The organism is Caballeronia sp. LZ029 (assembly GCF_031451275.1).
Classification (GTDB): Bacteria; Pseudomonadota; Gammaproteobacteria; order Burkholderiales; family Burkholderiaceae; genus Caballeronia; species Caballeronia jiangsuensis.
Window position 1 is genome coordinate 1,259,053 of record NZ_JARUXO010000003.1, and the last position, 12,792, is coordinate 1,271,844.

The following is a 12,792-nucleotide window of genomic DNA, read 5'->3' on the forward strand; positions in this document are numbered from 1 at the left end:
GGCATCGCTTAAATGGTCACGGTGAGCGAAGCGACGCCCGATGCGACTGAGATGCATTGTGTTACGCGATCGACTTTCCCTTCGCGGGGTTACCGCCGTCGATATTCCAGTTCCGCGCGGAAGCTGCCAGCAGCGTGCTCATGAGTTCGACCTGGTCAGCGAAGCGCTGAGCGAGCCACCATGGTCCCTGGAGTTCGGCGCCTACTTTCGCGCGCGAACTCTGCACGTCGTCCGGTTCGACCGTCGAGATTCCCGCTGACGCCGGCTCTGCCGCCCGTAAGTGCGTCGTGCCGGCGAATCGCAATGCGCGAGCGCTCGTGAGCAGCGTTGGGCGCACCGCGCTCGCCCGATCCCCGCATTCATGTGCAAACGCATCTCGTTCCGCATGCGTTCCCGTCAGCAGCATTTCCAGCGCGCTCAGCATCGAACGATGCAGATGCTGGATCTCGTCGAGCCGCGCGACGGGCAGGTCGATTTCCTTTGCCACCGAGGGCATCAGGGCGCGCAACTGGACGAGCCGCTTGTTCATGCGGATGAAAGACGCTATCTGCTCGGCGCTGTCGAGCCGCACGCCCGTCATGATCCGCGCATGGTGCCGCGCGCATTCTCGCAGGTTGTCGGCCAGCAGATAGCGCCATGAATAGGTCGCATGCAGCGGCAGCGCGAACGAAAACGCCACCGCGATCACGATGCCAATCAGCACGTTCAGCGTCCGCCATAAGCCCGTATCGATCATGTTGTCGCCGTAGCCTGCGACGATGCACATCGTCATCGCCGTCAGGAGCGCGACGTAACCGGCCTTGCCGATGGCGAACCATGCGCAGGCGGCGGCGATGGCCGCCATCAGCACATACGTGAGCGGTAGCGAGCCGAACAGGTTCTGCTGCAGAATCAGCAAGAGCCCGAGCGCGGCACCGAACAGCGTGCCCGCCGCGCGCTCCGCCGCCTTCTTGCGGATGTTGCCGTGATGCTGCAACCCGCCAATCACCACCAGTAGTGTCACTGACGCCCATGCGCCGTGCGGCAAATCGAAGCCCGTCGTGACAAGAACCGTGACGAGCATCGCGAGACCCACGCGCAGGCTGTGGAAGAACTGCGCGTGGCGGTAGCGGAAGTACGGCGACGCGATCGCACGTGCGAGGCGGCCGATGGGTGTGCGGTGCGCCGCGCGACACGTGCTGCGCGCGATGGGCTTCGCCGGAGGTTGTCCAGTTCGCTTGCGGGCCGCATACGGCCGCGTCTCAGCGAGAGTCATCATCGTTCTCGGGTTGGAAAAGCACTCTATGAGGCGAACGACAGGCACGTTGTCCTGGCGCTCGCGGTGGATTGAATGTAGACCGCCTACTCTGGGCTACAACGGGGCACGCAGGCCAGCTTGCGCATGCCTTGCCGACGCTGCTGCGTCTGGCATCGGGTGCTCGACGACTTCCCGCCCCTGCGCGAGCGCACTGCTCGTCTCGCTCGCGACCGCATGCGTTGCAGCGGACGCTCGCGGCCCCGTGCGTCGCACTGGTGCTGCCTGGATGGCAGTGAGCGCAATCGTGTAGACGATGTCCTCGACAAGCGCGCCGCGCGAGAGGTCGTTGACCGGCTTGCGCAGTCCTTGAAGCATGGGCCCGATGGAGACCACATTCGCCGAGCGTTGCACAGCTTTGTACGTTGTGTTTCCGGTATTGAGATCAGGAAACACAATGACATTCGCACGACCGCGCAGCGGACTGTTCGGTGCCTTCTGCCGGGCCACGCTCTCAACGGTGGCGGCGTCATACTGGATCGGTCCATCTACCACCAGGTCCGGCCGCAACTGCTGCACGATTGCTGTCGCCTCTTTGACCTTCTCGACGTCAGCGCCCGAACCGGAGGTCCCTGTCGAGTACGAAATCATCGCCACGCGCGGGTCGATACCGAAGGCGCGCGCACTATCGGCCGACTGGATGGCGATCTCGGCGAGCGCTTGCGCATCCGGATCCGGGTTGATCGCGCAGTCGCCGTAGACCAGCACCTGGTCAGGCATCAACATGAAAAACACGCTCGATACGAGGCGCGAACCCGGCACCGTCCGGATCAGCTGCAACGCCGGTCGCACGGTGCTGGCAGTTGTATGGACGGCGCCTGACACCAGCCCGTCGACGTCGCCCACTTCGAGCATCATCGTGCCAAGCACAACGTTATCTTCCAGCTCCTGGCGCGCCGTGATCTCAGTGAGCCCCTTCGCCCGGCGAAGCTCCACCATGGGCGCGACATAGCGCTCCCGAACAAGGTCGGGGTCTACGATCTGGACACCGGGCGGCAGCTCGATTCCGTGACCGGCTGCGACGTCGCGGATCGTTTCGGGGACGCCGAGCAGCACGCACCGCGCGATACCGCGGGCGGCACACTCCGCGGCGGCCTGGATCGTACGCGGCTCGTCGCCTTCCGGCAGCACAATGGTTCGACCGATCCCTCGGGCCGCTTTGACGAGGCGCGTGCGGAAAACCGCGGGCGGCATCAGCGGCATGTCCGAAACCTCCAGACGCGCGACGAGCGGAGCCGCGACGATGCGCCCAGCAATGAAGTCCACGACCTGCTCCATGCGCTCGGTGTCGCCGCGGTCAACGTGGCTCGAGAGGTTCGCGAGACGCGAGGCGACCGCAAACGTGTCGCCCTCGGCGCCCACAATCGCCAGCTGGTCCAATGGGCGGCCCTTGAACAGGCGCGCGAACTCTGGTGGCAGCTTTCCGCCGTCGGTGAGCAGCATGCCCGCCAACCGCATGCCGCGATGCGCGGCGAGCGCCACCGCGGCGATCACGTCAGCCCTGTCGTCCGGGGTCACGACGAGCGTACCGGGGCGAAGCTGGCTCAGCAGCTTTTCTGGCGAATTGGCCGCGACGAGCACGTTCTCTACCCGGGCGGTCGCAGCCCCACCGACGTGCAGGACGCGTAATCCAAGACCACTGACAATGTCGATCACGCGCGGCGAGAGCAGGTGCTGCGCCGTCGGCACACTCGCGAGCACGGGCGTGCCATCCGCGAGCGTGTCGAGCGGCCCGCTGCCAGGCCCCGTTTCCGGTTGTCCGGCCGCATGGTTGACGAGCACTCCGGCGAGGGGCCGGCGCCCGCCATCGCCATACTGTTCAGCAGCTCCAGCCGCTATCGCCTCGAGGTCTTCGATGCCGCGCGCGCGCGCCGAAAAGACAGGAATAATCTCGGCGCTGAGGGTGCGCACGATTTCGATGTTCAGGCGCGTCGCGATCTGGAAATCGACGTCGGGAATCAGGCCTTCGACCACAAGAACCTGATTGCCGGCGCTGGCCGTGTCGACCATCGACACCACTTCTTCCATCAGGCCCGCGAGGTCCCCCGCACGAACTCGTTCGATTGCGCTCGTGTAGTCGATTGGCTCAGGCGTTCGCGTGCCGCACAGCGCGCGCGCAAAATGTCCTGAGAGGTCTCGTTCGCCCGGAATCGACTCGGGCTGTGCGACGGGTTTGGCAAATCCTGCTTGAACGCCGCCAAGCTGCAGTGCGCGTACGAGTCCGAGTGCCATGGAAGTGAGCCCGGCATCACGCGACACCGGAACGAGATAGAAAATACGACGCGAATTGCTCATGATATGTATGTTTTTCGTGTTACTCGGCGGGCAGGCCCCGCTCGCGCAGAATCCGGACAGCCTCACCAACCTGTTCTGGCGATGGAGGTTTGACGCTATCCAGCGCGTAGTCCAGGTTCAGGCTTTTCCATTTGTGCGCGCCGAGCTGATGGAACGGCAGGACGTCGACGCGCTTGACGATCGGCCCCAGTTCGAGAAGAAAGTCGCCGAGTCGCGCAAGGTGCTCGGGGTCGTCCGTGACTCCGGGAACCAGCACGTGCCGGATCCACACGGACTTGTTCAACCGCGCCAGCCGTCGCGCAAACGCGAGCGTCGGTGCGAGTTCCACGCCAGTCAGATCACGGTAGTGCGCTGGATCGATATGCTTGATATCAAGCAGCACCAGGTCTACCGCCTCGAGCCAATCGTCGCTCACCTTGGCGCCAAGATAGCCTTGCGTATCCAGCGCGGTATGCAAGCCAAACTCGTCGTGGATGCGTTTTAGCAACTCACCGACGAAGGCGCGTTGAGCGAGCGGCTCTCCACCGGAAACGGTCACGCCTCCGGTCAGGCGCAGGAATCGCACATACGGCCGGATCTCCTCGATGGCCTCATCGATCGTGACCGGGCGCCCAGCATCAAACCGCCACGTATCCGGGTTGTGGCAGTAGGCGCAGCGCAACGGACATCCGGAAAAAAAGTAGACGAAGCGCACGCCCGGGCCGTCCGCAGCAGCGCCCGTCTCGACCGAATGGAGCAGCCCTCGTGGGGCCCCATCCTTCGCCAGCACCTTGCGCGGTGCAGGCTCGCGGTGGATCGTGGTGGTGGTGTGGAGGCTCGGGTACATGGCTGATACTTTCCTTGTGTTCGGAGAGCCGGTACGGGTCGCCCAGACCGGCTCAGGGCTACAGCGGCTTTACATCGAGGCGTGGAACGTGCGCGAGAGCACGTCGAGTTGCTGCTCACGCGTGAGCTTCACGAAGTTCACGGCGTACCCGGAAACCCGAACAGTCAGTTGCGGGTACTTCTCGGGATGATCCATCGCATCGATGAGGGTCGCCTTGTTGAAGACGTTCACGTTGACGTGATGGCCGTTGGCGAGCGCAAACCCGTCGAGGCAGTTCGCCAGGTTGCGACGACGCTCGTCGGGCCGGCGACCAAGGGCGTCAGGTGTCGCCGACGCCGTCCATGAGATGCCGTCGAGTGCGGCCGCATAGGGCAGCTTCGCGACCGAGGCCCCCGCTGCGACAAAGCCCTTTGTGTCGCGACCATTCATCGGGTTCGCACCGGGTGCGAACGGCTCACCTGCGCGGCGGCCGTCCGGCGTATTGCCTGTCTTCTTGCCATACACCACGTTCGACGTGATCGTGAGCACCGACTGCGTGGGCACCGAATCACGGTAGAAGTACGTTTGCGCCTTGACCTTCTCCATGAACGTCTCGGTCAGCCAGACGGCGATCTGGTCGGCACGGTTGTCGTTGTTGCCATAGGCGGGATACTCACCTTCGATCACATAGTCGACCGCAAGCCCGGCTGCGTTGCGCACCACCCTAACCTTCGCATGGCGGATCGCGGACAGACTGTCGGCAGCAACTGAGAGGCCGGCAATCCCGCACGCCATCGTGCGCAGGATGTCGCGGTCATGCAGCGCCATCTCGATACGCTCGTACGCATACTTGTCGTGCATGTAGTGGATCGCGTTAAGTGCCTTGACATAGGTCTTCGCGAGCCAGTCCATCATGGGGTCGAGCTTCGCAATCACCTCGTTGTAGTCGAGCACATCGCCCTTGATCGGCTCGAAGCCCTCGGCCACCACCTTCCCGCTTACCTCGTCCACTCCGCCGTTGATGGCGTAGAGAAGCGTCTTGCCCAGGTTCGCGCGGGCGCCGAAGAACTGCATCTGCTTGCCGATGCGCATGGCTGACACACAGCACGCGATGCCATAGTCGTCGCCCCAGTGAGGACGCATCACGTCATCGTTTTCGTACTGGATTGCCGACGTCTGGATCGACACTTCAGCGCAATAGTCCTTGAAGCCTTGTGGCATTTTTTCCGACCACAGCACCGTGAGGTTGGGCTCAGGCGCGGGGCCCAGGTTGAAAAGCGTCTGGAGGACACGGAAGCTCGACCGGGTCACAAGCGTGCGACCGTCCTCGCCCATGCCACCGATTGCCTCGGTCACCCAGGTCGGGTCTCCCGAGAACAGCTGGTCGTAATCGGGCGTGCGCAGGAAGCGCACGATCCGGAGCTTGATCACCAGGTCGTCGAACAGTTCCTGGGCCAACTCCTCGGTCAGCAGTCCACGGTCCATGTCCCGTTGGATGTAGATGTCGAGGAAGGTCGAAATGCGACCAATCGACATCGCCGCCCCGTTTTGCTCCTTGACCGCGGCGAGATAGCCGAAGTAGAGCCATTGCACCGCTTCGCGGGCAGTGAGTGCCGCCCGCGAGATGTCGTAGCCGTAGCGTGCGGCCATCTCCTTCAGCTCATCGAGCGCGCGGAACTGTTCCGAGAGTTCTTCGCGCGTACGCATCGTCGATTCGTTGAAGACTGCGTTGTCGAGTTCGTGGAAGGCGCGCTGGCGGTCGCGTTTGAGCATGTCGATGCCATAGAGCGCCACGCGACGGTAGTCGCCAATGATCCGGCCGCGGCCATAGGCGTCAGGCAGGCCCGTGACCACACCGGACTTACGCGCGGCAAGCACGTCGGGCGAGTAGACGTCGAACGTTCCCTGGTTGTGGCTCTTGCGATAGAGCGTCCAGATCTCTTTCACTGTCGGATCGAGTTTGAAGCCATATGCTTCAAGACCGGCTTCGACCATGCGCAGCCCGCCATTGGGCATGATCGCGCGCTTGAGCGGCGCGTCGGTCTGTAGACCCACGATTATTTCGTTGTCTGCATCGATAAATCCCGGTGCGTGGGCTGTGATCGAGGAAGCGCGATCAGCCGAAACGTCGAGCACGCCTTTCTCGCGCTCGGCCTTGAGCAGGACCGCAAGTTTCTCCCACAGCGCCGTGGTGCGCGCGGTCGGACCGGCGAGAAACGAGTCGTCGCCTGCGTACGGCGTGTAGTTGCTCTGGATAAAACCACGTACATCCACACTTGCCTGCCAGGGACCCTCAACAAAATCTGCCCAGGGATCTGCCTTCCATTCATGAGAAACGACGTTCATCACATAACTCCATCTGGTTGACTGGCACGGCCAACGCCGCACCACTTTCATCAATACGTTCTGTCGGTTTCAGACAAGTTCCTGTCCTGCCTCCGACCTTTGTCTTCTGTCTTGGCTCAAGCCGCGCATGCTTCCGGTTGCCGTAGCCCCGCGAGTTGGATCGCATCGTCAGCGATCAGGCCTTCCTCGTCCGTGGCGATCACCCAAGCCTGAGTGCGCGAGCCACTGTCAATGCGCCCATTGGCTCCGCCCACCAAGCGCTGGTTCGCCGCTGGATTCAGCGCAAGGCCGAAAGCCCGAAGATGCTCAAGTGTCATCCCTCGTACCCGTGTCGAGTTCTCGCCGATGCCACCAGTGAAAATCACTGCGTCGAACCTGTGAAGTGAGGCGGCAAGCGCACCGATGTACCGGGCGAGCCGGTGCACGAAAACGTCGAGCGCGAGCCCGGCGCACACGTGATCTGCCTGCGCGGCCGTCTCGAGCGCTCTGCAGTCGCTGGAGATTCCGGACAGCCCCAGCAAGCCCGAGCCGCGGTTCAGGAGGCCTTCGACGCCGGCCAGGTCGAGCCCGGTCACGCGCCCAATGCGTGCCGCCGCGCCTACATCGACGTCACCCGCGCGGGTACCCATGACGAGCCCTTCGAGCGGCGTCAGACCCATCGATGTATCGCGGCACTTGCCGTTGACCACGGCACAGGCCGAGGCGCCGTTGCCCAAGTGGGCTATGACGACGCCGTGATCCTCGGGATCGAGCGCAAGCAGATCAACCGCGCGACTGGCAACGTAGCGAAACGAGGTTCCGTGAAAGCCGTAGCGCCGGATGCCGTGTTCCTCATAGAGGTACTTTGGGATCGCGTACATGTAGGCATGCGGCAGCATGGTCTGGTGAAACGCGGTGTCAAACACTGCGATCTGCGAGATAGCGGGGAAAAGTTCGGCGCAGGCGCGGATACCTAACAGATTTGCGGCGTTGTGCAGCGGCGCGAGAACTGAAACAGCTTCGATGTCCCTGATGACTTCCGGCGTGATGAGCACGGAGCGGGTAAAGCGCTCACCACCATGCACCACGCGGTGCCCGACTGCCGCGACATCCGCAAGCCAGCCGTTGCGTTGGATGTGCGAGAAGATTGCTTGAAGCGCATCCGTATGACTGCTTCCAGCCAAGTCCTCAATGCTCTTTGCGAGCCCTTTGCGGAGAATCAGGCGCGCGGGACCCGACGTGCACAGCGACTCCGCGACCCCGCTAAAGAGTGCCGGGCCACCGTCGGCCGGCAACAGCTTGAACTTCACGGATGACGATCCGCTGTTGACAACGAGTACCAGTGATTGTTGCGAACTCATGACTTCGATACCTACGAATTTTTCCAGAGTCACGAGGGTTTCGTAGAACGCCGCTCTGGTCGGCGTACTCCCTTACCTCTTCACATCGCACCGGCCGGGCGAGCTCTCGCCGAATTGCTGGAGAACCTCGTCTGATCGGCGCGGGCGGCTACTGGCTTAAGCTGCCTTGGTAGCCTTGGCGAGCACCGGGCGCTTTGCCGGGGCCCGGACCGGTGCCTTGCGGCGTTGGGGGGCCTTCTCGCGCGGCGGACGCAGCATGGTGATGATGACGAGCGAGATGACACAGAGCGCGACGATCCCGAAGAACGGCGCCTGCAGTCCGCCACCTATCACACCGATAAGTGCGCCGGCGAGCGCGCTCACGCCGAAGCCCTGATAGATCAACCCGTAGATCTGACTGACGTTCTTCACGCCGAAGAAGTCACCGACCAAGGCGGGATACACAGTCAGCGATCCGCCAAAGCTGAACGTGATAGCTCCCATCGCGAGCATGAACACACCCTTGGTAAGCGGAACAAAGAGCAGCGTCGACACACCAAGCAACATCAGCATCAGGCCGAAGGCGAGCACGGGCTTGCGGCCGATGCGGTCGGAACCCGGGCCCATGATCAGGCGACCCGCGATATTTGCCAGGGCCATGATCGAAACCACGCCCACGGCTTCCGGACGGGTCAGATGCACCAGTCGCAGGCCCACGTCCGTGGCAACGCTGATCGAGTAGAGGCCGCCCATGCAGGTCGTGAACAACACCGCAAAGATCAGGTAGGCCTGAGGCTTACGAAGCGCCGCACGAAGGGTGTAGCCGGTGATAGTCGACGAACCGGCCGCGGACTGCTGCTCGGGTGCGCTTGAGATCAGCGGAACAATCGCGATCAGGCCGACAGCGATAAGCACGCCCCAGTACATGAAGGCGCTGGACACCCCGAAATGTGCGATGAGTGCCACGTTGACATATTTGAAGACGAAACTGCCCAGCCCATACGCGCTGATCGACAGGCCCGAAATCAGCCCCTTACGCTCAGGCATCCAGCGGATCATGTTGGTGAGCGTCATCATGTAGCCCACACCGTTGGCAAACCCGACCATGACGCCCGCGGTCAGATATAACTGCACGAGGCTGTCGGCCTGAGAGGCGAGTGCCAGTCCTCCGCACAGGAGGAGCGCCGAGCCGAAAAGGGTTTTACGGATACCGAAGGTGCGTTCGAGCCAGCCGCAGCAGGAGGCGCCGAGCGCTAGACAGAATGTGGTGAAAGCGAAGGTGAGTGCGACTTTGGAGAGGGGCCAACCGTACTCGGTGACGAGTGGCTGATTGAAGAGGCTCCACGTGTAGATGGAACCGAGCACAAGCTGTGCGATTAGAGTGCCGCCCAGTACTACCCAGGCACGGCTGGAACTAGAGTTTTGATTCATGGTATTTGGCCGGGCTCCGTACATACCGGTTGCCCGTGATAGTTACACAGGAGTTGCAGAGCTTTGTTTCGAACAGTTGCATAGGCATCCTTATTGACGACAACATTTTTGACATTGAACGAAGACAACTCGTGCGAATGTGCGGGAGAAGGCGGCCGGACAGGAACGCCGCGCCTGACTTTGCGCGCACCGGCCGAGAATCCGGACCGGCATTTAGTTGACGCGTCCAGTATATTTGTCGCCGTAAGGCCTTTGTATGTGACGCCCCGCCGCACGCCTTGCGCACGAGGCGCGATCGAGAGAGAGGCTTGATCGGTCTCAAACGTCCGCTGGGATTGGGTCACGGACAGGCAGGTCAGCGCGAAAGCGCTGTTATGACAGGTGCGAACGACCGTTTTAAACGACTGCTGATTCCATCTGCGGCGGTCGGTCGCGTGCCTAGTCGCAAGCTCCCCGTAAACTTACGCCCGTAAATCGTATAAAGAAACGCGATCAAGGAGGTCGTGATGAAGTTGGCAGTCCCCAGAATTACAAGCAGCCAGGACGAAGCTTTACCTTCGAGCACCTGGCGCTTGCGGGCCGGAATCGGCGTCTTCGTTCTGGCCTATGCGGTGTGGGGCCTCGTTCCCCTCGCAGCCCTGGCGGGTTCGCCCGCCACCGACATCGCGGCGTTGACTGGCGGCATTGTGGTCGGCAACAAGATCATCCTTCTAGCCTGTGTCGCGGTGATGGGCAAACCAGGATTCGAGCAGCTAAGAGCCCGCCTGTTTCGCCGACTCAAGTTGAGCAGAAAGTAGTATCCCCAGTAAGCCCCTATCGATCCGACCGCCATTTCGACCTTGTGCGTCGCACGTGCGACGCCTCAGACATGCTTGTCCCATTACCGTATTGCGGTGGAAACACCCGCAGGACCAATCGTGAAAACTTCAGCACTCCCAATCACCACGAGTGAAAAATCAAGGTGGTATCTACCAGTACGGGTGAAATTCGCGCTGGCGCTTACTCTCGCGACGATGTGGAGTGGGCTCTCTTTCTATTTGGGTCAGCGCTGGCTGGCTGACATGAGTCACCTCTTCGGCACGGTTTGGGCGTACCTGATTCTTATTGGCATTGCGATTTTGCCCGGCTTCATGAATGCTTTCCTGCTCTCGAGTCTGCTGATGGACCGTCGGCCAGGTTTGCGTAAAGTGGATGGGCCGCTTCCCGGCATCAGCATGCTCGTCGCCGCGTACAACGAGGAAGCCAGTATCGCGCAAACGATAGAAAGCATCGCGCGCCAGGCCTACCCCGGCGAGTTGCAGGTGATTGTGATCAATGACGGTTCCTCGGACGGGACGGCTGCCGTGCTGAATCGATTGCACTATCCGTGGCTCGAAGTCATCCACCTTCCTCACAACATGGGCAAGGCGGGCGCGCTCAACGAGGGCTTGAAGCAAGTGCGTCACGCGCTCACCGTTACGGTGGACGGCGACTCCTACTTGTATCACCGAGCGCTCGAAAATCTCACGCGCCGTTACTTGAGCGACCCACCGGATACCAAAGCGGTTGCGGGCGCCGTGCTGGTGCGCAATTCGCGGACCAACTTGATCACGCAGATCCAGGAGTGGGACTACTTTCATGGCATCGCTGCTATCAAGCGGGCGCAGAGCCTCTATCAGGGAACGCTCGTCGCGCAGGGCGCGTTCTCCATCTACGACACTGAAGTGTTGCGTCACATCGGTGGCTGGCCTCACTCGGTCGGCGAGGACATCGTGCTCACATGGGCGATCCTGAAAGCGGGGTTTCGCGTTGGCTTTGCCGAAAACGCCTGCCTCTTCACCAACGCGCCAACCACGACGCGGCAGTTCATCCGTCAGCGTCAGCGGTGGTCACGCGGGCTGATCGAAGCGTTCAAGGAACATTGGCAGATGCTGTTCGAGTCGCGCATGACGACGGTCTTCATCTGGTGGAACCTGCTGTTCCCCTTCATGGATCTGGTCTACACGCTGGTTTTCGTCCCAGGCCTGGTACTAGCGCTGTTCGGCATCTACTGGATCGCGGGGCCGATGACGTTGCTCGTACTCCCAATGGCGTTGGTCATCAACGGCATCATGTTCCGCATCCAGTCCGGCATGTTCGCCGCGCAGAATCTGAAAGTGCGCCGAAATTGGCTTGGCTTCATCTGCTACAGCCTGCTCTACGGGTTGGTTTTGCAGCCCGCGTGCGTAGTTGGATATGCGCAGGAGTTCGTGATGCGCACCAAGCGTTGGGGCACGAAATGACCTCAAAACGGAAAAAGGAAGAATTCGTAATGGATATCCCTCGCCGGGCGGGCGGCATCAAGCTTCGGCACGTGCTCGCTATCGTCGGTGCACTCGCGCTCGGCGCGCTTGGGACCGCACGCGCCCAGTCTCATGACGCGCCGGGCAAGTATGGTGCACCCATTGGTGACGTTTTCTACAGCAATGACAGCGATCATTTCGAGGAAGAGCGTGCAAACCTTGGGTATCTGTTCCCCAACGGCTGGGGGGTGGGCACGAGCATCACGCACTACAGCGCGCCAGGATGGTCAGCCACCGGGCGCGGTGCATATGGTCAGTACTACCAGCACGATGCGAAGCAGACCGTGGATGGGCGGCTTGGCGTGATGGATACCGATGGTCACACGACAGTGACAGGGACATTGGACTACATGCGGCACCTCACCGCCGACACGGGATTAGGTGTGAGCGTGGGGCGGGACGTCGTCGACTCGGAGGCCGGAATCGAGAAAGGCCTGACTTACAACAGCCTGCTGCTCGTGTTCGATCACCAGTTTACGTCACGCGTCAGCGTCGGCGTCGCGGCTGGCGCGCTTTTGTTCTCGGACGACAACACGCGTCCCCTCTTACGCACACGATGGACCTACGAATTGGTGGAGAACAGCGGGCTTAACGCATACGTCAAAACGCGCACGTATTACGACACCAATCCCGACCAAGGCAATTACTTCTCTCCGCGCTGGTTGAATGAGGCGTCGGGCGGCGTCTCGTGGCGGACTGCAGTCGGAGACAAGGCCATTTTCTTCGTGAACGCTGACGCCGGGCGCCAGAACCTACCAGACGCGGCAAGCAACATCTGGAGTGTTCGTGGCGGCGCGCAGAACCATCGCAGCCGGACCGTGCAGTGGCAAGTCGCGGTGGAAACGACCAACAACCGCGCGTCCGGGTTCGCGATTGGCGGCTCGTCGTATCGTTACACAAGCGTCATGGGCCGCCTGCTGTTTCCGCTCAACTGAGTGTACGTCGCACGACGCGGCGAAGCCGGGCCAGCGGCGAGCACAT

The 12,792-nt window shown here is 61.8% G+C and carries 9 protein-coding genes; 3 read left to right on the forward strand and 6 right to left on the reverse strand.

The window, feature by feature from the left end:
* Positions 1-61 precede the first annotated feature (61 nt).
* From QCE73_RS25030 to QCE73_RS25055, 6 genes are all read right to left on the reverse strand, one after another.
* The gene (locus QCE73_RS25030; RefSeq protein WP_309884201.1) at positions 62-1,255 is read right to left on the reverse strand and encodes an FUSC family protein; all 1,194 of its coding nucleotides are present in this window, start codon (positions 1,253-1,255) and stop codon (positions 62-64) included.
* 96 nt (positions 1,256-1,351) lie between these two features.
* Entirely contained in the window at positions 1,352-3,589 is a 2,238-nt protein-coding gene (pta, locus tag QCE73_RS25035) for a phosphate acetyltransferase (RefSeq protein WP_309884019.1), read from the reverse strand.
* Between the two features lie 19 nt (positions 3,590-3,608).
* Positions 3,609-4,415 (reverse strand): pyruvate formate-lyase-activating protein, encoded by an 807-nt coding sequence (gene pflA / locus QCE73_RS25040; RefSeq protein WP_309884020.1) that lies wholly within the window; start codon positions 4,413-4,415, stop codon positions 3,609-3,611.
* Positions 4,416-4,484: 69 nt separating this feature from the next.
* Positions 4,485-6,740, reverse strand: a complete 2,256-nt coding sequence (gene pflB, locus QCE73_RS25045; RefSeq protein WP_404989801.1) for a formate C-acetyltransferase — start codon at positions 6,738-6,740, stop codon at positions 4,485-4,487.
* A gap of 116 nt (positions 6,741-6,856) precedes the next feature.
* Complete coding sequence (locus QCE73_RS25050) at positions 6,857-8,113, reverse strand: acetate kinase (protein ID WP_309884022.1); 1,257 nt, start codon at positions 8,111-8,113, stop codon at positions 6,857-6,859.
* Between the two features lie 123 nt (positions 8,114-8,236).
* The gene (locus QCE73_RS25055; RefSeq protein ID WP_309884023.1) at positions 8,237-9,490 is read right to left on the reverse strand and encodes an OFA family MFS transporter; all 1,254 of its coding nucleotides are present in this window, start codon (positions 9,488-9,490) and stop codon (positions 8,237-8,239) included.
* A 506-nt stretch (positions 9,491-9,996) separates the two neighbouring features.
* On the opposite strand from QCE73_RS25055, the gene QCE73_RS25060 reads away from it, so the two are divergent.
* The 3 genes from QCE73_RS25060 (at position 9,997) to QCE73_RS25070 (ending at position 12,746) form a co-directional block, all read left to right on the forward strand.
* Positions 9,997-10,287, forward strand: a complete 291-nt coding sequence (locus QCE73_RS25060) for a transporter suffix domain-containing protein (protein ID WP_309884024.1) — start codon at positions 9,997-9,999, stop codon at positions 10,285-10,287.
* Positions 10,288-10,470: 183 nt separating this feature from the next.
* Entirely contained in the window at positions 10,471-11,751 is a 1,281-nt protein-coding gene (locus QCE73_RS25065) for a glycosyltransferase (RefSeq protein WP_309884025.1), read from the forward strand.
* 29 nt (positions 11,752-11,780) lie between these two features.
* Positions 11,781-12,746, forward strand: a complete 966-nt coding sequence (locus QCE73_RS25070; protein ID WP_309884027.1) for a hypothetical protein — start codon at positions 11,781-11,783, stop codon at positions 12,744-12,746.
* Positions 12,747-12,792: the final 46 nt, after the last annotated feature.

Coding starts and splice junctions, on each gene's coding strand:
- QCE73_RS25030 (WP_309884201.1), bottom strand. CDS start 1,255: ATGACTCTCGCTGAGACGCGGCCGTATGCGGCCCGCAAGCGAACTGGA.
- pta (WP_309884019.1), bottom strand. CDS start 3,589: ATGAGCAATTCGCGTCGTATTTTCTATCTCGTTCCGGTGTCGCGTGAT.
- pflA (WP_309884020.1), bottom strand. CDS start 4,415: ATGTACCCGAGCCTCCACACCACCACCACGATCCACCGCGAGCCTGCA.
- pflB (WP_404989801.1), bottom strand. CDS start 6,740: ATGAACGTCGTTTCTCATGAATGGAAGGCAGATCCCTGGGCAGATTTT.
- QCE73_RS25055 (WP_309884023.1), bottom strand. CDS start 9,490: ATGAATCAAAACTCTAGTTCCAGCCGTGCCTGGGTAGTACTGGGCGGC.
- QCE73_RS25060 (WP_309884024.1), top strand. CDS start 9,997: ATGAAGTTGGCAGTCCCCAGAATTACAAGCAGCCAGGACGAAGCTTTA.
- QCE73_RS25070 (WP_309884027.1), top strand. CDS start 11,781: ATGGATATCCCTCGCCGGGCGGGCGGCATCAAGCTTCGGCACGTGCTC.